The organism is Actinomycetospora aeridis (assembly GCF_037400275.1).
GTDB lineage: Bacteria > Actinomycetota > Actinomycetes > Mycobacteriales > Pseudonocardiaceae > Actinomycetospora > Actinomycetospora aeridis.
In genome coordinates this window covers 152,503-171,917 of the sequence record NZ_JBBEGL010000005.1, presented here as the reverse complement: position 1 = coordinate 171,917, position 19,415 = coordinate 152,503, and the positions used below count along the sequence as shown (strand labels likewise).

Sequence of the window (19,415 nt, the reverse complement as noted above, 5' to 3'; positions counted from 1 at the left end):
CGCCCGTCACCGGCGGACCGCCTCGGCCTGGCCGGCGAACTGCTCGCGCAGGACACGCTTGAGCAGCTTCCCGGTGGCGTTGCGGGGCAGCTCCTCGACGACCTCGACGCGCCGGGGCGCCTTGAAGTGCGCGATCCGCTCGCGGGCGAAGGCGATCACCTCGTCGGGGTCCAGCGACCCGGACGCGACGACCACCGCCAGCACCGTCTCGCCCCACTGCGCGTCGCCGACCCCGACGACGGCGACGTCGGCGATCGCCGGGTGGCGGTGCAGCACCTGCTCGACCTCGATCGGGTAGACGTTCTCGCCACCCGTGATGATCATGTCCTTCTTGCGGTCGACGAGCGTCACGAAGCCCTCGGCGTCGCGGACCCCCAGGTCGCCCGAGTGGAACCAGCCCTCCCGCATCACCTCGGCGGTGGCCTCGGGCCGCTGCCAGTAGCCGGCGAACACCGTCGGGCCGCGCAGCACCAGCTCGCCGACCTCGCCGACCCCGACCTCGTCCCCGCTCTCGGAGACCAGCCGCGCGTCGACGTGGAGGAACGGGCGCCCGACCGAGCCGGCGTGGCGCAGGACGTCGTCGGCGTCGAGGAAGAGCGCCGCGGGCGAGAGCTCGGTCATGCCGAAGCCCTCGGTGAACGACCAGCCGAGGCCGGTGAAGTGCTCGATGACGGTGACCGGGCACGGCGCCCCGCCCGAGATCGCCCAGCGCAGGGCGGGCTGCGGGGGCAGCGAGGGCAGCCGGGTCAGCGCCGCCCACATCGCGGGCACGAGGAACTGGGTGGTGACGCCCTCGGCGGCCATGAGCTCGGCGAACGCCGCGGGGTCGAACGACGGCACGACGACGACCGTGCCGCCGGCGTAGAGCAGGGGGAGCGCGGAGAGCCCGAGCGCCCCGATGTGGAACAGCGGCGCGGCCGCGATCGTCGCGTCGGTGCCGCCGATGCCGGCGCCCGCCGTGACCATGTTGATCGCGTTCCACAGCATGTTGTCGTGGGTGAGCACTGCGCCCTTCGGGACGCCCGTGGTGCCCGAGGTGTACATGATCACGCAGGGGTCGTCGCCCGCCGCCGGGTGCGCCGCGACGGTCCCGTCGCCCGGCTCGGTGCCGAGCGGGACGAGCACCGGCGGGTTGTCCAGCTCGTCCAGCGCGCCCTTCGCCAGTGTCTCGAACGCGGCCGAGCCGACCAGCACCGTCGCCCCCGAGTCGCGCAGCACGTGCGCGACCTCGGCGGGCGCGAGGCGATGGTTCACCGGCACCGCGATCGCGCCGATGCGCGCCGCGCCGAAGAGCCACTCGAGGTAGGCGCCGGAGTTCTCGCCGAGCAGGGCGACGCGCGTGCCGGCCTCGACGCCGAGCCCCGCCAGGGCCGCGGCCCGCGCGCCGACGCGACGGTCGAGCTCGGCGTAGTCGTGGCGGGCGCCGGTGGCGACGTCGACCACGGCCGTCGCGCGGGGGCGGCGCTCCGCCCGCCGGGCGATCCAGTCGGCGATCCCACCGTCCATCGCCGGCTCCTCTCGATGCTGACCCACGACGCCGTGACGTGCGCTACTCTGCCCGTACGTGCGGTCAGTTTTCAAGGGGGTGTCGTGACCGGTCCGGCGGTGGCACCGGGTCGTCCGCGCGGCGGGCGGCGCGACGAGATCCTCGCGACGTTCACCCGCCACGTCGCCGACCGTGGCTACGACCGCGCCAACTTCGGCGACGTCGCCGCCGAGCTCGGGATGAGCAAGGGCACGATCGTCCACCACTTCGGCACCAAGGACCGGATGCTCGCCGAGGTGCAGGAGCGCTACATGGGACGCCGCCTCGACGAGGCGCACGCGTTCCTCGCGCGGCTCCCGGGCCCCGAGCAGCGGATCGCCGCGTTCGTCCACGCCGGCGTGCGCTACTCCACCCTCGAGCCCGCCACGACCGTCGCGTTCCAGCGGGAGGTCGTGCGCCTCACCGACGAGCCCGGCATGGAGACCGCACGGAGTCAGCGCGACGCCTACCGCGACCTCGTCGTCGCCACGCTGCGCGACGGCGAGGAGGCGGGGGTGTTCGTGCCCGGCGACGCCCGGCTGCGCAGCCTGCAGATGTTCGGCTCGCTGCACTGGATGTGGACCTGGTTCGACCCCGACGGCCGCCTGCGCCCCGAGGACGTGGCCGCGGAGTTCTGCCGCACGCTGCTGCGCGGTCTCGGAGTCCCTGACGACCTGGGCGCGCTCGCGGCCGACCCGCACGGCCCGGTGGCCCGCTGCGTCGCGGAGGTGTGCGTCAGCGCACCCGGGTGAAGGCAGGGATGACGACGGCGGCGACGGCGAGGTGGGCGATCATCAGGCCGATGCGCGTCGACGCGGTGGCCTCGACCAGCCCGATCGGGGTCATCGAGACGGCCAGGACGCCGACGGCGAGGTAGGTCCACGCGGTGCGGCCCCAGGTGGCGACCCGCTCGAGGACGGCCAGCAGGGCCCAGGCGAGCAGCGCGGTGATGATCGTGGTGCCCACCGCGGCGGGGATGTCGACCCGCGCGGAGCCCATCGAGTCGGTGATCCAGTAGTCGGCGCCGAGCAGCGCCCCGACCGTCCAGCCGGCGAGGGCCGCGGCCCCGGCGCCGACGACGGCGAGGCCGCGGGTCCTGACGGTGGGGGAGATGCGGGCAGCGGCGGCGGGGGCGGTGATGGCGGACATGGTGACCTCCGGGTGGGGTGCCAGCGGGATGTTCTGCCCCCAGGTCGAACGGCGGTCACCGGTTTCGACACACCCCGCGAAGATTCTTCCCGCGACCCCTGGATGCGCCCGCCCGCGCCGGACGACCGACGCGGGCGGGGCGGGGGAGATGGTCCTAGCGGGGCGCGCGGGCTCCCCGGTGCATCAGCAGGTAGACGGCGCCGCTGACGAGGAAGCCGACCTCGAAGCAGATGTCGCCGATCCCCGGGATCGCCGCCGCGATCAGGCCGGTGAACGCCACCTGGTTCGCGAACAGCACGATCGAGACGACCATGCCGGTCAGCATCGCGACCGGTCCGGCGACGTTGCGGTGGGTGGCGTCGAAGAACAGCCCCTCGACGTCCGATCCCCGCCGCAGCCACCAGTCGGCGAAGATCACCGCGAGCCACGGCCCGATCCAGTAGGCGATGATCAGCAGGAAGCTCTCGTAGGCGTGCCCGGCGTCGGCGAGCCCGAACAGCGCGACCACGAACCCGAGGACCCCGAAGGCACCGACGGCCAGGGCGCGCCGCAGGTGCATCGGCATCCTGACGCCCATCGCCACGAAGGACATCGCCCCCGAGTAGATGTTGATCGCGTTCGCCGCGACGGCCCCGACCGCGATGCACAGCAGCGTCAGCGCGGCGAGCCAGCCCGGGAGATGCTCGGTGAACGCGCCGGTCGGGGTGGCGTCCGGGTCGCTCACCAGCGTCGCCGAGGCCGCGCCGACCGTCTCCAGGATCACGCAGGGCACGAAGATGCCGAGCCCGGCGGCCCAGCCGGTGGCGCGGGGGCTCGTCGTCGGAGGCAGGTAGCGCGTGTAGTCGGTGGCGTACGGGTTCCAGCCGGCGGCGTAGCCGAAGGTGGCGCCGACGGTGAGCAGGAACCCGGCGACGGGGCCCGCGGGCTGGCCGTCGGTCGGGACGAACGCGGGATCGACCTGGGAGAGGATCACCACGGACGTGATCGCGAAGACGACCGCGAGCACCGGCAGGACGACCTTCTCGAAGCCGTGGATGAGGTTGTGGCCGAGCAGCGCCACCCCGATCTGCACCGCCGCCACGATCAGCAGGCCGAGCCAGGCCGGCATGCCGGTCAGCGTCGCGAGGGCGAGTGCCCCGGACACGCTGTTGACCGCGAACCAGCCGATGCCGCCGACGACGGCGTTGAGCCCGGCGGGCAGCGCGTTGCCACGGAACCCGAACCCGAGCCGTGAGAGCACCATCATCGGTACGCCCGCGCCGGGCCCGCGCGACGAGAGCAGGCCGTGGGTCAGCGACCCGAGGGCGGTGCCGACGACGATGCCGAGCACGGCGCCCCAGAACGACAGGCTGAAGGCGCTGACGGCCAGCACGCCGACGAAGATCGTCGCGAACTCGAGGTTGGGGGAGCACCACGTCCAGAACAACTGACGTGGGCGCCCGTGCCGCTCGGCGAGCGGGATGAACTCGGCGCCGCCGGGCTCGACGGCGACGACCTTGTCGCCGTACTCCCCCTCGCGGACGACGACGTCGGACGGATCCTGGGCGATCGACATCGCTCGGCCTCCCCTAGTGCACGGTGATCGCCGCCAACTTCGCGGCCAGGTAGTCGCGGGCGCGCACCGGTGCTGCGGCCACGTGTCCGACGGGCGGGCCGAGGGCCTCGACCGTCGTGTCCGGGTCCAGCTCGTAGAAGTACACGAGCGAGACCAGGTCCTCCTCGGGGGCGACGTCCTGCGGGGGGAGCACGCGGTGCCGGGTGGAGCGCCAACGCTCCCCGGTCCACCGCGACAGCAGGTCGCCGATGTTGATCGTGAAGGCGCCCGGTTCGTGCGGAGCGTCCACCCAGCCGTACCCGGGCACGTCGACCTGCAGCCCGCCGGCGCCGACCTCGCGGTCGAGCACCGTCACCGTCCCGAAGTCGGTGTGGGGGCCAATGCGGAACTGTCCCTCGGCGGGCTCGCCGGTCTCGGTCAGCGGGGGATAGCGGTTGATGTTGAGGGTGTAGGACGGGTGGCCCGTGTGCCGCGTGAAGAAGTCCTCGTCCAGTCCCAGCGCACGGGCCCCGACGACGAGCAGTTCGTCGGCGAGCGCGCGCATGTGGGCGAGGTGCTCGGTGAGGGCGGAGCGCAGCGCCGGGACCTCGTGGGGCCAGACGTTCGGCGCGAACCACACCTCGTCGACGGCGGGGTCGCCGGTGGGTGCGTCGGCGCCGCACGTCCAGCTCTCCTTGAGGTCGGGAGGGGTAGCGGCGACGTCCGCGCCCTCGGCGCCCGCGTTCGCCTCGGCACCCGGCGGGAGCCAGCCCCGGCCGCCGACGCCCACGGTGTAGGCGGCCTTGACCTCGGTCGGCATCGCGAAGAACTGCCGCGCCGCGGCGCGGGCGGCCGCGCGCACCGGGCTCGGCACGCCGTGGCCGGTGACGAGGAGGAACCCGGACGTCCGCAGGGCCTCGTCGGTGCGGCGTGCCACCTCCGCGCGGTCGGCCGCGGCGCCGTGGAACCACGGCTCCAGGTCGATCAGCGGGACGGGCGAGCCGCTCACTCCGGCCCCCCGATGTCCTCCAGCCACGCCTCCGGGTGGTCGGCGGCGAAGCGCTGCATCAGGGCCGCGCACGCGGGGTCGTCGAGCACGGCGACCTCGACGCCCTGGTCGGCGAGCCAGACGTGCTGCCCGCCGAAGTTCTCCGCCTCGCCGACGACGAGGCGCGGGATGCGGAACTGGCGGATGAGCCCGGCGCAGAACCAGCAGGGCGAGAGCGTCGTGACCATCGTCGTGTCGCGGTAGTGCGGGCGGCGTCCGGCGGCACGGAACGCGGCGGTCTCGCCGTGCGTCGCGGGGTCGCCGTCCTGGATGCGGCGGTTGTGGCCGCGCCCGAGCACCTCGCCGTCGGGACCGAACAGGGCGGCACCGACCGGCACGCCCCCGGCCGCCGCGCCGATCCGGGCCTCCTCGAGTGCGACGTCGAGCATCGCGGTGGGACTGAGCACGGCGGTCACGGTGCCACCCTGCGCCGCTCCGCCCCTCGTCCAGGTGACGCCGTCGTTAAGCCTGCACACTGGACGGGTGCCGGAGCTGCCCGAGGTCGAGAACGCGCGCCAGGTCGTCGAGAAGGCCCTGGACCGGGTGATCGCGAGCATCGACGACACCGACGAGTTCGTCTGCCGCCCCCACGGGCCGGGCGAGATCGACCAGGCGCTCAAGGGTGGGCGCCTCACGGCGGCGCACCGGCGGGGCAAGACGATGTGGTGCGACACGGTCACCGCCGACGGCGCCGACGGCCCGTCCCTGGGCATCCACCTCGGCATGGGCGGGCGCATCTTCGTCACGGGCCCGTCCGGGGACGCCGAGAGCCTGTACGCCGGCGGCGACCCGCACGTCGGGGGCATGCCGAAGAAGGCCGACGAGCGGCCCGACAAGCCCGAGTGGGACCGCTTCCGCATGACGTTCGACGACGGCGGCGAGATGCGGCTGTTCGACAAGCGGCGCCTCGGGCGCGTCCACCTCGAGCCCGACGTCGACGCGCTGGGCCCGGACGCCGCCGAGATCACCCGCGACGAGTTCCGCGCCCGCGTCGGCAAGGGCGTCGTCGCCATCAAGGCGAAGCTGCTCGACCAGTCGGTGCTGGCGGGCGTCGGCAACCTGCTCGCCGACGAGACGCTGTGGGAGGCGAAGGTCTCGCCGTCGCGGCCCGCGGGCGAGTTCTCGGTCGCCGAGCTCGACGCGCTCCGCACGACCCTCCGCAAGGCCGCCCGCGACGCGATCAAGCGCGGCGGCGTCCACACCGGCGAGGTGATCCCGCACCGCGCGAAGGACGAGACGTGCCCCCGCTGCGGGGCGCCGATGGAGCGCGGCACCGTCGGCGGCCGGACGACGTGGTGGTGCTCGGCCGAGCAGGCCGACTGAGAAGGATCAGCGCGGGGTACCAGGCCGACCGGACCAGCGATGCTCCGGAAGGACGGCGATGACGCACGACCGCACGGACGAGCCCGAGAACGTCGTGCTGCGGGAGGTCTGGCGCGACGTCCTGCGCCGCGACCCGCACCAGGCGTTCTTCCACGCCGACGTCCGCGCGATGCTGCGCAGCATCGGCCCCGTGCTCACCGAGCACCCGGAGTACACCGACGTCGTCGGACGGCTCTGCGAGCCCGAGCGCATCATCGCCTTCCGGGTGCCGTGGACCGACGACGCCGGGCACGTCCGGGTCAACCGCGGGTTCCGCGTCCAGTTCAACTCCGCGCTCGGCCCGTACAAGGGCGGCCTGCGCTTCGCGCCGACGGTCGACCTCGACGTCCTGAAGTTCCTCGGCTTCGAGCAGGTGTTCAAGAACGCCCTGACCGGCCAGGACATCGGCGGCGGCAAGGGCGGCGCGGACGTCGACCCGAAGACGCTCTCGCCCGCCGAGCTCATGCGGTTCTGCCAGTCGTTCGCCACCGAGCTGGCGAGCCACGTCGGCGCGGCCGTCGACGTGCCCGCCGGCGACATGGGCGTCGGGTCCCGCGAGGTGGGCTGGATCTACGGGCAGTACCAGCGCCTCATCGGCTACCACGAGCCCGGCGCGTTCACCGGCAAGCCCGCGGTGCTCGGGGGCTCGGCGCTGCGGCCCGAGGCCACCGGGTACGGCACCGTCTACTTCACGCAGCGGATGCTCGCCGAGCAGAGCCGTGATCTCGACGGTGCCCGGGTGATCGTCTCCGGCAGCGGCAACGTCGCCCTCCACGCGATGGACAAGGTGATCGCCTCCGGCGGCACGGTCGTCGGCTGCTCGGACTCGCGCGGGTCGGTCGCCGAGCCCGACGGCGTCGACGTCGACCTGCTGCGCGAGGTCAAGGGGCAGGGCGGGTCGGTCGCCGACTACGCCGGCAAGCGCTCGAACGCGCAGACCTCGGAGGGCTCGGCGTTCACGCAGGAGTGCGACGTCGCGCTGCCCTGTGCCACGCAGAACGAGATCGGCCCGGAAGTGGCGCGCGCGCTGGTCGGGAACGGGTGCTGGGCGGTCGCCGAGGGCGCGAACGGCCCGGTCACCCCGGAGGCGCGGGAGATCCTGCGCGAGGGCGGCGTCGCGTTCGGCCCCGGCAAGGCCGCCAACGCCGGGGGTGTCGGGGTGTCGGCGCTGGAGATGCAGCAGGCCGCGGGGCGCGAGCGCTGGAGCGCCGAGGAGGTCGACGAGCGCCTCGCCACGATCATGTCCGAGGCCTACGACCGGGCCCGCGACGCCGCCGAGCGCTACCACGGCGACCCGACCGACCTGGAGAACGGCGCCAACGCCGCCGGCTTCCTGCGCGTCGCGGAGGCGATGACGGCGCTGGGTGTGGTGTGAGGGGCGCGTCGTGTCGGGGGATCGGGTAGACCTCCGGGCATGTCCGTCACCCCGGCACCGTTCAGCTTCGCCGAGCTCACCCCCACGGCCTTCCTGGACCGGTCGGCCCACGTGTTCGCCACCCGCGACGCGGTCGTTGACGGGGACGTCCGCTTCACCTACGCCGAGTTCGGCGCGCGGTCGCGGCGGCTCGCGGGGGCGCTGCACGAGCAGGGGATCGAGCCCGGCGACCGCGTCGCGGCGCTCGCCACCAACAGCCACGTCATGCTCGAGTGCCACCATGGCGTGCCCTACGCCGGCGCGGTGCTCGTGCCGCTGAACACCCGGCTCTCGGTCGACGAGATCGTGCACATCGTCGAGCACTCCGGCGCGAAGCTGCTGATCGCGACCCGGGAGCTGGTGGAGAACGCCCGCGCGGTCGCGGAGCGCACCGGGGTGGCGCTGATCGAGGAGGGCGAGCGCTACGAGGGCCTCGTCGCCGAGGCGCCGGAGCGCGTCGTGCCCGTCGCCGACGAGCGCGGCCTGCTCGCGATCAACTACACGTCGGGGACGACCGGGCGCCCCAAGGGCGTGATGTACCACCACCGCGGCGCGAACCTCCAGGCGCTGGCGATGGCGTTCCACCTGCGCCTCACGCCCGCGTCGCGCTACCTGTGGACCTTGCCCATGTTCCACTGCGATGGATGGTGCTTCCCCTGGGCGGTCACCGCGGCGGGCGGGCTGCACGTCTGCCTGCGCGCGATCGACCCCGAGGAGATCTGGCGCCTCATCCGCACCGAGGGCGTCACGCACTACTGCGCGGCCCCGACGGTGCTGACGATGATCGCGCACGCCGAGGCCGCCGCGGAGGGACCCGCCCCGGAGCGCGTCACGGTCGCGACCGGTGGCGCCCCGCCGTCGCCGACGCTGCTGGCGCGGATGGCGACGCTGGGGATGGACGTCAACCACCTTTACGGCCTCACGGAGACGTACGGGCCTGCCGCCGTGAACGACTGGCACCCCGAGTGGGACGACCTCGATCCTGACGAGCAGGCGCGGCTCAAGGCGCGCCAGGGCGTCGGCAACGTCGTCGCGCAGCGGCTGCGGGTGATCGACGAGCAGGCCGGGGCCGACGTGCCGTGGGACGGCGAGACGCTCGGCGAGCTCGTGCTGCGCGGCAACGACGTCATGCTCGGCTACTACCGCGACCCCGAGGCGACCGCGGAGGTCGATGCCGACGGCTGGTTCCGCACCGGCGACCTCGGCGTGATCCACCCCGACGGGTATGTGGAGATCCGCGACCGCAGCAAGGACGTGATCATCTCCGGGGGCGAGAACATCGCGTCGGTGGAGGTCGAGCGGGTGCTCGACAGCCACCCGGCGGTGATCGAGTCCGCGGTGATCGGCGCGCCGGACGAGCAGTGGGGCGAGGTGCCCGTCGCGTTCGTGACGGTGAGCGAGGACGTCGAGCCCGAGGTGCTGGTGGAGCACGTCCGGACCCAGCTGGCGCGGTTCAAGGCGCCGAAGCGGATCGTGTTCGGCGAGCTGCCCAAGACCTCGACCGGGAAGATCCAGAAGAACGTCCTGCGCACGCAGACGGAGTAGCGGGCCCCCGTGTCAGCGGTGGGCCACCGCAGACACTGGGCGTCCGTATCGGCCCCCCGATCATGGAGCGGCTCGATCGGGCGCTAGCCCGTTCGTCGGTGTCCGCTTCCGTCCCTGCTGCGTGCGGTGCACAGTGAGGGGGAGTCACCGCGGGTGAGGAGGGATCGCCATGGCGACCTCACGACTGGGCCGGTTCTTCGGACGCCGGGACCACGACGACCGGACGGCCGACACCGCGCCGCCCGCCTACACCGGCATCGGGGCGCCCCGCGCCTACGACCCGCCGCCCGGGGCGCCGGGCCACGGCACCGCCGGCTACGGACGGCCCGCGCCGGCCACGCCCGTCGGCGTCGTCACGCGGGCGCAGTACGACGACGCCGTGCGGCGCCGGCGGGAGGCCGACCAGCAGGTGGGCGTGTTCGAGCGCTTCGACGCCAAACTCAGCGAGCAGATCCACCAGGCCACCGAGGAGGGCCGGGACGACTACGTCCGCGAGCTGCTCTCGCGCCAGCGCGCCGTCCGCGCCCGCCTGGAGGAGACCACCATGCGGCGCAACCGCCTGCTCGGTACCGAGCAGCAGCTCGGCGCCGCCACCGGCCGTCCCTAGCGCTGGGTGTGCGGCACGACGTACACCGCGGTGCCGTAGGCGGCGATCTCGCTCGCGGTCTGGGCGATCTCGTTGCAGTCGAAGCGCAGCGCGAGCACGGCGTTGGCGCCGAACGCCATCGCCTCCTCCGAGAGCCGCCCGAGCGCCTCGTGACGGGAGTCGGAGAGCAGCTTCGAGAGGCCCTTGAGCTCGCCGCCGGCCATCGCCTTGAAGCCGGCACCCATGGTCGAGAACATGTTCCGGCTGCGGACGGTGAGCCCGAAGACCTCGCCGAACACGCGGACGACCTCGTAGCCCGGGAGGTCGTTCATCGTCGAGAGCAGGATCGGGTAGCGCTGGCCCTGGAACTGTCCCGGCTGCTGGCCCTGCTGCTGCGGCTGGTTCACAGACGCGGAGCGTAGCGGCGGACGGCGTAGCGCGGTACGACTTCCTGCGGTGCTGTCGCCGGTCGGACAGGCCCGTTCACGCAGGGTGCGCGTGCAGCGCCGCCCGGGTCATGGCCGCGAGGACGCCGGCGGCGACGTCGGCGCGGGTGTGGGTGGCGCTGCGCGGCGTCGAGTTCATGAGTCCGAACGCGGCGTGGGCCGCGACGCGCGCGGCGTCCTCGCCGTCGGCGAGCCCCGCCCGCACGAGCGCGCCGACCCAGATCTCGACATAGGCCCGCTGGAGCCCGCGCACGCTGCGGCGCGCGTCGTCGGGGAGGTTGGCGAGGTCACGGTCCTGCACGGTGATCAGCTCGGGCTGGCGCAGGGCGAAGTCGGTGTGAAAGGCGATGAGCGCGTCGAGCAGGTCGACGGGGTCGGTGTGCGCGGCGGCGCGCTCCTGGCCGCCGGCGAGCAGGTGCTCGCTGATGCCGACGAGCATCTCGGCGAGCAGGCCTTCCTTCGACGGGAAGTGCCGGTAGAGCGCCGGGCCGCTGACGCCGACCGCCGCGCCGATCCCGTCGATGGACACGCCGTGGAACCCGTGGCGGGCGAACAGGCGCGCGGCCTCGCTGAGGATCTGGTCGCGTCGCGACATGGTGACCGGCACCCTCGGCACACTAACGCCTCTTGCCAGGGCGTGTGAACGGTCGCTAACGTGAATGAGCGTTAACGTAGCGAGACGACGAGGAGGTCGAGCGTGGCCGCGCCCAGCACCGACCATGTGAGCGAACTTCGGGCCTATAGCACCGGAGTTCGCTCACATGGGGAGCTCGTCGCCGACCTGCGCGAGCGGCTCGCGACCGCGCGCCTCGGCGGCCCGGAGCGTTCGCGACAGCGCCACGTCGAGCGCGGCAAGCTCCTGCCGCGCGACCGCGTCGACGCGCTGCTCGACCCGTCGAGCCCGTTCCTCGAGCTGTCGCCGCTGGCCGCCACCGGGATGTACGGCGACGCCGCCCCGGGCGCCGGGATCATCACGGGGATCGGACGCGTCGCCGGGCGCGAGTGCGTCATCGTCGCCAACGACGCCACCGTCAAGGGCGGCACCTACTACCCGATGACGGTGAAGAAGCACCTGCGCGCCCAGGAGGTCGCGCTGCACAACAAGCTGCCGTGCCTCTACCTCGTCGACTCCGGTGGCGCGTTCCTGCCCGAGCAGGACCAGGTCTTCCCCGACCGCGAGCACTTCGGGCGCATCTTCTACAACCAGGCGACGATGTCCGGGCTCGGCATCCCGCAGATCGCCGCCGTCCTGGGCTCCTGCACCGCCGGCGGCGCGTACGTCCCGGCGATGAGCGACGAGGCGATCATCGTCCGCGACCAGGGCACGATCTTCCTGGGCGGCCCGCCGCTGGTGAAGGCCGCGACGGGCGAGGAGGTGACGGCCGAGGAGCTCGGCGGCGGCGTGCTGCACGCCCGCACCTCCGGGGTCGTCGACCACCTCGCCGACGACGACGCCCACGCCCTGTCGATGGTCCGCGACATCGTCGACACCTTCGGGCCGCGCAGGAACGGTGCAGCCCCGCCGTGGGAGCGGCGGCCGACGGTCGAGCCCGAGCACGACCAGAGCGAGCTCTACGACGTCGTCCCCGTCGACGGGCGCACCGCCTACGACGTCCACGAGGTGATCACCCGCCTCGTCGACGGCAGCGTGTTCACCCCGTTCAAGCCCGACTACGGCACCACGCTCGTCACCGGCTTCGCGCGGCTGCACGGCCACCCCGTCGGCATCGTCGCCAACAACGGCGTGCTGTTCCGCGAGTCGGCGCTCAAGGGCGCGCACTTCGTCGAGCTCTGCGACCAGCGCGGCATCCCGCTGGTGTTCCTGCAGAACATCACCGGCTTCATGGTCGGCCGCGAGTACGAGGCGGGCGGCATCGCCAAGGACGGCGCGAAGATGGTCACCGCCGTCGCCACCACGCGGGTCCCGAAGCTGACCGTCGTCATCGGCGGGTCCTACGGCGCCGGGAACTACGCGATGAGCGGGCGGGCCTACTCGCCGCGCTTCCTGTGGATGTGGCCGAACGCGCGGATCAGCGTCATGGGCGCGGAGCAGGCGGCGATGGTGCTGGGCACGGTCGGGTCGTCGGACGCCGAGGGTGTGCGCGAGCAGTACGAGCACCAGGGCCACCCCTACTACTCGACCGCACGGCTGTGGGACGACGGCGTCATCGACCCCGCCGACACCCGCACCGTCCTCGGCCTCGCGCTGTCCGCGTGCGCCAACGCCCCCCTCGACCCGCCGCACTTCGGCGTCTTCCGGATGTGAGCGACGTGATGGGCACTGCGCCGACCGCCGGAATCGAGTGCGTGGCGATACGGACGCTCAACGTCTGCGGCGCCACGCCGCTGACACGCACGCTGCGCCGGACGGAGGAGTGGGCATGTTCTCGAGCGTCCTGATCGCCAACCGCGGCGAGATCGCCGTCCGGATCACCCGGACCCTGCACGCGCGGGGCCTGCGTGCCGTCGCGGTGTACACCGACCCCGACGCGGGCGCCCCGCACGTCGCGGCCGCCGACGTCGCCGTCCGCGTGCCCGACTACCTCGACGGCGCCGCGATCGTCGAGGCCGGCCGCTCGGTCGGTGCGCAGGCCGTGCACCCGGGCTACGGGTTCCTCGCCGAGAACGCCGGGTTCGCCCGCGCCGTGGAGACCGCCGGGATGACCTGGATCGGCCCGCCGCCCGCGGCCATCGAGGCGATGGGCGACAAGATCCGCGCCAAGGCCACCGTCGGCCCGGCCGGGGTCCCGCTCGTGCCCGGGTCCGACGGTGCAGGGCTGTCCGACGACCAGGTCGCCGCGGAGGCGAGACGGATCGGCTTCCCCGTGCTGCTCAAGCCCAGCGCCGGCGGTGGCGGCAAGGGCATGCACGTGGTGGAGCGCGACGGCGACCTCGACGACGCGATCGCCGCCGCCCGCCGCGAGGCGCGCTCGAGCTTCGGCGACGACACCCTGCTCGTCGAGCGCTACGTCACCGACCCCCGCCACGTCGAGATCCAGGTGCTGGCCGACGCGCACGGCACCGTCGTGCACCTCGGCGAGCGCGAGTGCTCGCTGCAGCGCCGCCACCAGAAGGTCGTCGAGGAGGCGCCGTCGGCGGTGCTCGACGCGACCCAGCGCCACGCCATGGGGCAGGCCGCGGTCGAGGCCGCCCGCGCCTGCGGCTACGTGGGCGCCGGCACCGTCGAGTTCGTGACGAACGCCGACGCGAGCGAGTTCTTCTTCCTGGAGATGAACACCCGCCTGCAGGTGGAGCACCCGGTGACCGAGGAGGTCGTCCGGGTTCGCGGGGGCCGGCTCGACCTCGTCGCCGAGCAGCTGCGCGTCGCCGCCGGCGAGGAGCTCGGCTACGACCAGGGCGACGTGACGCTCGAGGGCCACGCCGTCGAGGTCCGCCTCTACGCCGAGGACCCGACCCGCGGGTTCCTGCCGACCGGCGGCCGCCTCCTGGACGTGCAGTGGCCGGCCGACGCGAGGGTCGACGCCGGCGTCGCCACCGGCACCGAGGTCGGGTCCCGCTACGACCCGATGCTCGCCAAGATCATCACGCACGGCCCCGACCGGGCCGCCGCCCTCGCCCGCCTCGACGCCGCGCTCGCGGGCACCACCGTGCTCGGCGTGCGCACCAACCTCGCCTGGCTGCGCACCCTGATCGCCGACGACGACGTGCGCGCCGGGCGGCTCGACACCGGGCTGATCGCGCGCCTGCCCGTGCCCGCGGACGACCTCCCCGACGACGTCCTCGCCGCGGCGGCGCTCGCGGGGCTCCTGGACCTGCCGGCGGGCGACGCCCCCTTCGACCGCATCGGCGGCTGGCGCCTCGGCGCCGACCCCGCGCCCGCCCGCTGGCGGGTCGTGCCGGCGGCCGGCGCCACGGGCGACCCGGTGGACGTCGCCGTCGCCGGCCCGCCGCACGCCGCCACGGTGACGATCGGGACCGACGGGACCCCTCGCGCCGTGGCCGCCCGGAGGGACGGCGCCGACCTCGTCCTCACCCTCGACGGCGCCACCCGCCGGTTCCGCGCCGCGATGGCGGGCGGGGTCCGCTGGCTCGGGCGCGAGGGCGGCGTCTGGGCCCTGCGCGAGCAGGAGCGCCTGCGTGCCGCGCGCACCGCCGCCGCGGGCCAGGACGGCCCCCTCACCGCGCCGATGCCCGGCACGGTCACCGCCGTGGAGGTCGCCGAGGGCGACCACGTCACTGCAGGCCAGCGACTCGTCGTCGTCGAGGCCATGAAGATGGAGCACGTGGTGTCGGCGCCCGTCGACGGCGTCGTGAAGGACCTGGCCGCGAAGGCCGGCGCCGCCGTCGCCCTCGACGCGCCGCTGGTCACCGTCGTGCCCGACCCAGGAGAATGATCATGCAGCTGTCCGACGAGCACGAGGCCCTGCGCGCCACGGTCGAGGAGTTCGCGCAGAAGGAGGTCGCGCCGGTCATCGGCGAGTACTACATCGCCGAGAAGTTCCCGTACGACCTCGTCGCCCAGATGGGGCAGATGGGCCTGTTCGGCCTGCCGGTGCCCGAGGAGTACGACGGCATGGGTGGCGACTACGTCGCGCTGTGCGTCGCCCTCGAGGAGCTCGGGCGGGTCGACCAGTCGGTGGCGATCACGCTCGAGGCGGGCGTCTCGCTGGGGATCATGCCGCTGCTGCGGTTCGGGTCCGACGCGCAGAAGCAGCGGTACCTGCCCGACCTCGCGACCGGCCGTCACCTCGGCGGCTTCGGGCTCACCGAGGCCGGCGGCGGGTCCGACGCCGGCGCCACGCGGACCACCGCGACGCTCGACGGCGACGGCTGGGTGATCAACGGGACCAAGGCGTTCATCACGAACTCCGGCACGGACATCACGTCGCTGGTGACGGTCACGGCGGTGACGGACAAGCAGAGCGACGGCAAGAAGGAGATCTCGGCGATCCTCGTCCCGTCCGGGACCCCGGGCTTCACCGTGGCGCCCAGCTACTCGAAGGTCGGCTGGAACGCCTCGGACACCCACGAGCTCGCGTTCGACGACTGCCGCGTGCCCGAGGAGAACCTCGTCGGCACCCGCGGCCGCGGCTACGCCCAGTTCCTGTCGATCCTCGACGAGGGCCGCGTCGCCATCGCCGCGCTCTCGACGGGTGCCGCGCAGGGCTGCGTCGACGAATCGCTGCGCTACGCCCGCGAGCGCGAGGCGTTCGGCGCCGCGATCGGCACCTACCAGGGCATCCAGTTCAAGATCGCCGAGATGGAGGCGCGCACCGTGTGCGCCCGCCTGGCCTGGCAGGACGCCGCGGCGAAGATGGCCGCCGGGCTGCCGTTCAAGAAGGAGGCCGCGGTCGCGAAGCTGGTGAGCTCCAACGCCGCGATGGACAACGCGCGCGACGCCACCCAGATCTTCGGCGGGTACGGGTTCATGAACGAGTACCCGGTGGCCCGCCACTACCGCGACTCCAAGATCCTCGAGATCGGCGAGGGCACCAGCGAGGTGCAGAAGATCCTCATCGCGCGCCACCTCGGCCTGTAGTCCCGCCCGGCCACGGCACTCCTACTGGCGTTCGCAGAGTTATCACGTGTAACGTCTGCGATCGACGGAAGCGGATGCGCCGTGGAGGGAACCTGCATGCCACACGCCAGGGGCTACGGTGGCCCGATCCCGACGCCCCTGATCCTGAGGGCATGGACCAGGCAGGTCTCGGGAGCAGGGAGGCGGGATGAGCAGCGCCGCACGGACGACGTCGGCCGCATCGGGCACGACCCCCGAGGGGGCTCCGACCCGGCGCGACCGCATGCGCGCCCTGACCGTCCGGGAGATCCTCACCGTCGCGCGGGGGCTCCTGGTCGACCTCGGCCACACGGGGCTCACGACGCGCGCCGTGGCCCGGCAGATGCAGATGAGCTCGCCGGCGCTCTACCGCTACTTCGCCAGCCACGAGGAGCTCAAGGACGTCCTGCTGGCGGAGCTCTTCGACGAGCTGAGCGCGCACCTGCGCGCCGCGGCGGCGGAGGCGGACTCCCCGGACGACCCGCTGGTCCCGCTCGTCGCGGCGAGCCGGGCGCTGCGCGGCTGGGCGCTGGCCCACCCCCACGAGTTCGAGTTCATGCTCGTCCACTCGACGGGGGACCCGACGGTGGAGTCCGACCAGCTGCGTGCGCGGCGGGAGTTCGGTGGCGTGATGCTCTCGCTGCTGGCCGACGCCGCCCGTCCCGAGACGATGGTCGCGCCCAGCCCGACGCCGCCGCCCGCGGCGGTCGAGGCGATGGTGCGCTACTGCGCCGCCACCGGGGTGGAGCTGGAAGCGGCCGTCGCCCCGATCGCGGTCCAGTGCTGGGTACGCCTCTACGGCTCGGTCTCCATGGCGACGATGGGCCAGCTCGAGCCCCTCGGCGAGCACGCGGCCGCGGTCTTCGAGCAGGAGCTGGACGCCATGGCGCGCCTGCTCGGACACGAGGGGCTCCCCGCCCGATCCACGGACGCCGACCGGAGGACCTGAGCCCCACCGGGTCCCCGGCACCCCGCACGGACGTCGCCGACACCGCCGACGTCACGGCCCCCGGAGGCACCCGATGAGCCTCGCCCAGCCGACGACGCCACCGCCGCCCCGCACGACCGGCAGGCACGCCTTCACCCTGGCCCTGCTGGCCTGCGTGGTCCCCATGTTCACCGTGACCATGAACAACCTGGTCATGACCGGCGCGCTGCCGAGCATCGGCGCCGACCTGCGGGTCGGGCTCGACGTGCTGCAGTGGTTCTTCAACTCCTACGCGCTCGTGTTCGCGGCCGGCCTGCCCGCCGCCGCGGCGATCGGCGCGCGGCTCGGCAACCGGCAGGTCTACCTCGCCGCGGTGCTGCTCTTCGCCGGCGCCTCCACCGTGTGCGCGCTGGCCTCCGACCCGGCGGTGCTCATCGCCGGGCGCATCGTCCAGGGCGTCGGCGCGGCCGCGGTGGTGCCGCTGTCGCTGGTCCTGCTGGTCGGTTCCGTCCCCGCCGCGAAGCAGAAGCTCGCGGTCGGTCTCTGGAGCGGGCTCGCGGGCCTGGCGCTCGCGGCCGGCGCGGTGATCGGGGGAGCGCTGACCAGCGGCCTGAACTGGCGCTGGATCTTCTGGATGAACCTGCCCGTCGCCGCCGTCGCCGTCCCGCTCGTGCTGCTGGTGCTGCGGCGCAGCCCGCGCGGCACCCGCCCGCCCGACCTGCTCGGGATGACGCTGCTCGGCGGCGCGATCGCCCTCGTGGTGTGGGCCGTCTCCGAGTCGCCGCGCCTGGGGTGGCTCTCGCCGTCCCCGCTGTCCGCGCTGGCGGGCGCGACCGCGTGCCTGCTCGTGTTCGTGTGGTGGCAGCGCCGCACGACCCAGCCGCTGCTGCCGCTCTCGTTCTACCGCAACCGCCAGCTGCTGCTGTCGAACCTCGCCTGCCTGACCCTCTACTTCGGGGTCTTCGGGTCGGTCTTCTTCCTCATGCAGTACCTGCAGGGCCCGATGGGCTACAGCCCCGCCGAGGCCGGGGTGCGCACGCTGCCGTGGACGTGCATGCCGCTGCTCGTCGCGCCGCTGACCGGGCTGCTGCTCGCCCGCGTCCGCGCCGGGGTCGTCCTCGCCGTCGCGGCCGTGCTCCAGGCGATCGGGCTGGGCTGGATCGCCCTCATCGCGGCGCCGGACCTGCCGTGGCTCGCCGTCGTCCCGGCCATGGTCGTGGCGGGCACGGGGATGGGCATGGAGTTCGCGGTGACCAACGAGGTGGCCATGCGCTCGGTGCCCGAGGACCAGCAGAACATGGCCGCCGCCTACCGCAACACCGCGGCCGAGATCGGCGGTGTGCTGGGCGTAGCGATCCTGACGACGGTGTTCACCGTGTCCCGGGCGGGTGCCGGGCCGGACCCGGACGTCGGGTTCGTCGCCGGGCTCTCGCCGGTGCTCGGCGTGGGGGCGCTCGTGGTCCTGCTCGGCGCCGGGCTCGGGGTGCTGCTCGCCCGCCGCGAGCGGCAGGACCTCGACCGTCCGGCGCCGTCCGGCGGTGCCACCGACGAGGACGAGGACGCAGCAGACCGGGAGCCCGTGCCCTCGGCGCAGGCCTGAGCCGGGCGGGTCCGCCGGGCGGTCACCCCTCGAGCAGCGACCGCAGCCGCCGCAGGATCCGACCGCGGGTCGGGCCGATCGAGCCGCGCGGGATGTCGAGCCGGTCGGCGATCTCGTCGTAGCTCGGCGCCGGCTCGGCGAGGAGCAACGCCAGCAGCTCGCGGTGGTGCGGCGGCAGCCGGCGCACCGCGCTGCGGACCCGGCCGTCCTCGGCCCGCGCCAGCACCGCTTCCTCGGGGCCGGAGTCGAGGGCCTCGCGGTCCTCCTCGACGCCCTCGGTAGGGATCTGGTGCGACACCGCGAGCATCTGCTTGATGCCCTCGCGGCGCGCGACCGTGACGATCCAGGTGCGCAGCCGCTCGGGCTGCTGGAGGACGTCGACGGCGCGCACGGCGTGCACCCACGTCGACTGGCAGAGGTCCTCGCAGTCGCGCCCGCTCAGGCCCAGCGATCGTCCGACCGCCACGACGGACGGGGTCAGCTGGTCGACCACGGTCCGCCACGCCTCCGCATGGCCTTCCCGGCAGCGCTCCACGAGCGCCGCGAGCTCCTCGCCGGACGCCCCGAACGTGCCGGGTCTCGTCATCGCTCGCTCCACGGGCGACCCCTCCCTCCGGTCGTCCGGACGGCCTCGCGGCCCCGGGCGGCGGGACCCGGTGGTGCGTCACCGGATCGTGTGGGTCCAAACGGTGCGGCAAGCGCTTAACGTCTCTCTAACGGGTGGCTAAGAAGGACGGCCGGGGCGCGAAGCGTCACCGAT

The 19,415-nt window shown here is 73.7% G+C and carries 18 protein-coding genes; 10 read left to right on the top strand and 8 right to left on the bottom strand.

Annotated elements, in window-relative coordinates; genetic code table 11:
* Positions 1 to 6 precede the first annotated feature (6 nt).
* Positions 7 to 1,506, bottom strand: a complete 1,500-nt coding sequence (locus WCD41_RS18960; RefSeq protein WP_337715209.1) for an acyl-CoA synthetase — start codon at positions 1,504 to 1,506, stop codon at positions 7 to 9.
* 84 nt (positions 1,507 to 1,590) lie between these two features.
* Here WCD41_RS18960 and WCD41_RS18955 point away from each other — a divergent pair, with 84 nt between their 5' ends.
* Positions 1,591 to 2,277: a TetR-type transcription factor C-terminal domain-containing protein gene (locus tag WCD41_RS18955; RefSeq protein ID WP_337715207.1), complete on the top strand. Its 687-nt coding sequence runs from the start codon at positions 1,591 to 1,593 to the stop codon at positions 2,275 to 2,277.
* Here WCD41_RS18955 and WCD41_RS18950 read toward each other — a convergent pair.
* The 4 genes from WCD41_RS18950 to WCD41_RS18935 form a co-directional block, all read right to left on the bottom strand.
* Positions 2,261 to 2,674: a DUF6069 family protein gene (locus tag WCD41_RS18950; protein ID WP_337715205.1), complete on the bottom strand. Its 414-nt coding sequence runs from the start codon at positions 2,672 to 2,674 to the stop codon at positions 2,261 to 2,263. The two genes, WCD41_RS18955 and WCD41_RS18950, sit on opposite strands and share 17 nt — an antisense overlap.
* A gap of 154 nt (positions 2,675 to 2,828) precedes the next feature.
* Positions 2,829 to 4,229: a purine-cytosine permease family protein gene (locus tag WCD41_RS18945; protein WP_337715203.1), complete on the bottom strand. Its 1,401-nt coding sequence runs from the start codon at positions 4,227 to 4,229 to the stop codon at positions 2,829 to 2,831.
* A 13-nt stretch (positions 4,230 to 4,242) separates the two neighbouring features.
* Entirely contained in the window at positions 4,243 to 5,217 is a 975-nt protein-coding gene (locus WCD41_RS18940; protein ID WP_337715201.1) for an isopenicillin N synthase family dioxygenase, read from the bottom strand.
* Positions 5,214 to 5,645 (bottom strand): nucleoside deaminase, encoded by a 432-nt coding sequence (locus WCD41_RS18935; RefSeq protein ID WP_337716075.1) that lies wholly within the window; start codon positions 5,643 to 5,645, stop codon positions 5,214 to 5,216. The genes WCD41_RS18940 and WCD41_RS18935 overlap by 4 nt, the downstream gene beginning before the upstream one ends.
* A 94-nt stretch (positions 5,646 to 5,739) precedes the next feature.
* Here WCD41_RS18935 and WCD41_RS18930 point away from each other — a divergent pair, with 94 nt between their 5' ends.
* The 4 genes from WCD41_RS18930 to WCD41_RS18915 all read left to right on the top strand — a co-directional run bounded on the left by WCD41_RS18930 (position 5,740) and on the right by WCD41_RS18915 (position 10,184).
* Positions 5,740 to 6,579, top strand: coding sequence for an Fpg/Nei family DNA glycosylase (locus WCD41_RS18930; protein ID WP_337715199.1), 840 nt, complete (start codon positions 5,740 to 5,742; stop codon positions 6,577 to 6,579).
* 58 nt (positions 6,580 to 6,637) lie between these two features.
* The gene (gdhA, locus tag WCD41_RS18925) at positions 6,638 to 7,993 is read left to right on the top strand and encodes an NADP-specific glutamate dehydrogenase (protein ID WP_337715197.1); all 1,356 of its coding nucleotides are present in this window, start codon (positions 6,638 to 6,640) and stop codon (positions 7,991 to 7,993) included.
* Positions 7,994 to 8,032: 39 nt separating this feature from the next.
* A complete protein-coding gene (locus WCD41_RS18920) occupies positions 8,033 to 9,577 on the top strand; it encodes an acyl--CoA ligase family protein (RefSeq protein ID WP_337715195.1) in 1,545 nt (514 codons plus the stop codon).
* Positions 9,578 to 9,746: 169 nt separating this feature from the next.
* On the top strand, positions 9,747 to 10,184 hold the full coding sequence (locus WCD41_RS18915) for a hypothetical protein (RefSeq protein ID WP_337715193.1): 438 nt from the start codon (positions 9,747 to 9,749) through the stop codon (positions 10,182 to 10,184).
* Here WCD41_RS18915 and WCD41_RS18910 read toward each other — a convergent pair.
* Positions 10,181 to 10,570 (bottom strand): YbjQ family protein, encoded by a 390-nt coding sequence (locus WCD41_RS18910; RefSeq protein WP_337715191.1) that lies wholly within the window; start codon positions 10,568 to 10,570, stop codon positions 10,181 to 10,183. The genes WCD41_RS18915 and WCD41_RS18910 overlap by 4 nt on opposite strands.
* Before the next feature lie 76 nt (positions 10,571 to 10,646).
* Positions 10,647 to 11,204, bottom strand: a complete 558-nt coding sequence (locus WCD41_RS18905; RefSeq protein WP_337715189.1) for an SACE_7040 family transcriptional regulator — start codon at positions 11,202 to 11,204, stop codon at positions 10,647 to 10,649.
* Between the two features lie 126 nt (positions 11,205 to 11,330).
* Between WCD41_RS18905 and WCD41_RS18900 the strand changes: the two genes are divergently transcribed.
* The 5 genes from WCD41_RS18900 to WCD41_RS18880 all read left to right on the top strand — a co-directional run bounded on the left by WCD41_RS18900 (position 11,331) and on the right by WCD41_RS18880 (position 18,655).
* Positions 11,331 to 12,875, top strand: coding sequence for a carboxyl transferase domain-containing protein (locus tag WCD41_RS18900; protein WP_337716072.1), 1,545 nt, complete (start codon positions 11,331 to 11,333; stop codon positions 12,873 to 12,875).
* Between the two features lie 115 nt (positions 12,876 to 12,990).
* The gene (locus WCD41_RS18895) at positions 12,991 to 14,964 is read left to right on the top strand and encodes an acetyl/propionyl/methylcrotonyl-CoA carboxylase subunit alpha (RefSeq protein WP_337715187.1); all 1,974 of its coding nucleotides are present in this window, start codon (positions 12,991 to 12,993) and stop codon (positions 14,962 to 14,964) included.
* Positions 14,961 to 16,109: an acyl-CoA dehydrogenase family protein gene (locus WCD41_RS18890; protein WP_337715185.1), complete on the top strand. Its 1,149-nt coding sequence runs from the start codon at positions 14,961 to 14,963 to the stop codon at positions 16,107 to 16,109. Before WCD41_RS18895 ends, WCD41_RS18890 begins: the two co-directional genes overlap by 4 nt.
* Before the next feature lie 187 nt (positions 16,110 to 16,296).
* A complete protein-coding gene (locus WCD41_RS18885; RefSeq protein ID WP_337715183.1) occupies positions 16,297 to 17,076 on the top strand; it encodes a TetR/AcrR family transcriptional regulator in 780 nt (259 codons plus the stop codon).
* 73 nt (positions 17,077 to 17,149) lie between these two features.
* On the top strand, positions 17,150 to 18,655 hold the full coding sequence (locus tag WCD41_RS18880; protein ID WP_337715181.1) for a DHA2 family efflux MFS transporter permease subunit: 1,506 nt from the start codon (positions 17,150 to 17,152) through the stop codon (positions 18,653 to 18,655).
* Between the two features lie 22 nt (positions 18,656 to 18,677).
* On the opposite strand, the gene WCD41_RS18875 is transcribed toward WCD41_RS18880, so the two are convergent.
* Positions 18,678 to 19,241: an RNA polymerase sigma factor gene (locus WCD41_RS18875; protein ID WP_337715179.1), complete on the bottom strand. Its 564-nt coding sequence runs from the start codon at positions 19,239 to 19,241 to the stop codon at positions 18,678 to 18,680.
* Positions 19,242 to 19,415: the final 174 nt, after the last annotated feature.

Excerpts from the sequence above, each read along its gene's own strand:
- WCD41_RS18915 (WP_337715193.1), top strand. The coding sequence starts at position 9,747 with ATGGCGACCTCACGACTGGGCCGGTTCTTCGGACGCCGGGACCACGAC.
- WCD41_RS18880 (WP_337715181.1), top strand. The coding sequence starts at position 17,150 with ATGAGCCTCGCCCAGCCGACGACGCCACCGCCGCCCCGCACGACCGGC.
- gdhA (WP_337715197.1), top strand. The coding sequence starts at position 6,638 with ATGACGCACGACCGCACGGACGAGCCCGAGAACGTCGTGCTGCGGGAG.
- WCD41_RS18885 (WP_337715183.1), top strand. The coding sequence starts at position 16,297 with ATGAGCAGCGCCGCACGGACGACGTCGGCCGCATCGGGCACGACCCCC.
- WCD41_RS18935 (WP_337716075.1), bottom strand. The coding sequence starts at position 5,645 with ATGCTCGACGTCGCACTCGAGGAGGCCCGGATCGGCGCGGCGGCCGGG.
- WCD41_RS18960 (WP_337715209.1), bottom strand. The coding sequence starts at position 1,506 with ATGGACGGTGGGATCGCCGACTGGATCGCCCGGCGGGCGGAGCGCCGC.
- WCD41_RS18920 (WP_337715195.1), top strand. The coding sequence starts at position 8,033 with ATGTCCGTCACCCCGGCACCGTTCAGCTTCGCCGAGCTCACCCCCACG.
- WCD41_RS18950 (WP_337715205.1), bottom strand. The coding sequence starts at position 2,674 with ATGTCCGCCATCACCGCCCCCGCCGCCGCTGCCCGCATCTCCCCCACC.
- WCD41_RS18875 (WP_337715179.1), bottom strand. The coding sequence starts at position 19,241 with ATGACGAGACCCGGCACGTTCGGGGCGTCCGGCGAGGAGCTCGCGGCG.
- WCD41_RS18905 (WP_337715189.1), bottom strand. The coding sequence starts at position 11,204 with ATGTCGCGACGCGACCAGATCCTCAGCGAGGCCGCGCGCCTGTTCGCC.
- WCD41_RS18890 (WP_337715185.1), top strand. The coding sequence starts at position 14,961 with ATGATCATGCAGCTGTCCGACGAGCACGAGGCCCTGCGCGCCACGGTC.
- WCD41_RS18895 (WP_337715187.1), top strand. The coding sequence starts at position 12,991 with ATGTTCTCGAGCGTCCTGATCGCCAACCGCGGCGAGATCGCCGTCCGG.
- WCD41_RS18945 (WP_337715203.1), bottom strand. The coding sequence starts at position 4,229 with ATGTCGATCGCCCAGGATCCGTCCGACGTCGTCGTCCGCGAGGGGGAG.